Source organism: Pseudoxanthomonas sp. LjRoot204_2 (genome assembly GCF_056175765.1).
The window spans coordinates 1-1,676 of sequence record NZ_JBGFFG010000593.1; the positions used below are offsets into that span (position 1 = coordinate 1).

Genomic DNA, 1,676 nt, shown 5'->3' on the forward strand with positions numbered 1-1,676 from the left:
GCCTATGCTTCCGACCGCGCCTATCTTGAGAAGCTTAGACGCAAGTTCGGAACCACTGTCATTGACAGTTTTCTGCGCAGGTCTGCCCAATGAGTTGCCTGCAAATAACGCTTGAAGCCATCCAGCACATCGCCCATCTCCACCTTGACGTAGATCTATCCAAGAGCGGACTGATGTGTTTAGTCGGCCGAAATGGTGCGGGAAAGACGACCCTGGTGAGAGCCCTTCGGAACCTCTCCAGCTCAGACACGTTCATACGAACGGCAACGCCTTATGCTTTTTCGGAGACCAGCCGGATCGTCTATGACCTGGATGGCACTCACGCGACCTTTGTCTATGACAAAGGAATTCGATCACTCAACTGCCACGAAACAATCCCGAAAGAACTGCGCGAACTGATCGCGGCAGAACTCCCTATGCCATACGGGAGCCGATTCAACTTCTTCAAGAGCGCTAGCGATGCCGACCCGGACATTCGGACAGCCATTGCTCTAATGACCTACCAACGTCCTGACGAGCTAATTGCCTTTCTTAACTCGGTCTACGAGACAGATCGCTACTCGGCAATGGCCGAAGTCCGGGTTAGAGGAAAGAGCTACTACGCTCTTGTCCGGGAAGATGGAACTTACATCCGTGAGGATTATCTCAGCTCCGGAGAGCACTTCCTCATCAACCTCTACCGGACAATCAAGGGACCTTCGAAGCTCTTGGTGATCGACGAGATCGACCTTTCTTTGGACGCGGCAGCTCAGGCGAATCTGCCCGCTTGGCTGCGCGAATTTTGCTATGGATACGAGTGCAAGATCCTGTTCACCACTCACTCTCTCGCATTGATGCGGCAACTTGAGACCGATGAAATCTTCTATATGGAATGCGACGCCGGCCATGTCTCCATCAAGCCTACGTCCTACAGCTATGCGATGGCGAGACTCTTCGGGTTCGCTGGATTTGACAGATACATTGCAACGGAAGACAAGAAGCTAATCTCGCTGACCCACCACTTGGTCAAGAGGTATTGCTCAACAACGCTACTAACTTACAAGGTCATTTATGTTGGAGGAGCGTCTCAGGTCGCGAGCCTCATCGAAAGCAATGAGTCGGACCAATTCTTGGCAGCGCCAGAGAAGGTGATTGCGATCCTTGATGGCGATCAATCCAAGGAGAAGTATGCTCAGCACCCGAGCATCCATATGCTCCCACTGAGCAGCGTGGAGAAAGCACTTTGGGCGGCGAGACAGCAAGATCCCGAGTTCCCCTTTACGACTACGCGGGATAACTTTACTAGCGAGAAAGATTTCGAGAACTACCTCAAAGACAAGAAGATCGCCACGCAAGAGCAGATCTTCGACTATCTAATCAGCAGGCACGAGGCCGGCTTCCAAAAAATTGCGGAAGTTCTAACTGGGCTTTTGCCTCCCCCTCACGGTTGAGGGCGACTTAGCGCCCCCGCGCAGGCGTGTTGCTGGAGCTGGGCCCTGATTGCGCCCCGCGTGGATGCAAACCTTCCTGGACGAAGGCGCGCATCTTACGCACCAACTCCTCTTGCTCTGTTTCGGCCAGTTGGGACATCACTAAGATCGCTTCCGCCATTGGCTCACTGGCAGCATGGAAATAGGCGACAGGAAGCTCCAAGGCTGCGGCCAGCTTCTCCATGCTTTCATTGTCCGGCATACGGT

The 1,676-nt window shown here is 53.4% G+C and carries 2 protein-coding genes; one reads left to right on the forward strand and one right to left on the reverse strand.

The window, feature by feature from the left end; genetic code table 11:
• Nucleotides 1–89 precede the first annotated feature (89 nt).
• Complete coding sequence (locus tag AC04L7_RS18185; RefSeq protein ID WP_435997754.1) at nucleotides 90–1,430, forward strand: AAA family ATPase; 1,341 nt, start codon at nucleotides 90–92, stop codon at nucleotides 1,428–1,430.
• Nucleotides 1,431–1,437: 7 nt separating this feature from the next.
• Here the strand turns inward: AC04L7_RS18185 and AC04L7_RS18190 are convergent.
• Nucleotides 1,438–1,676 (reverse strand): hypothetical protein (locus tag AC04L7_RS18190; protein ID WP_475513631.1); only part of this gene is annotated, 239 nt, incomplete at its 5' end.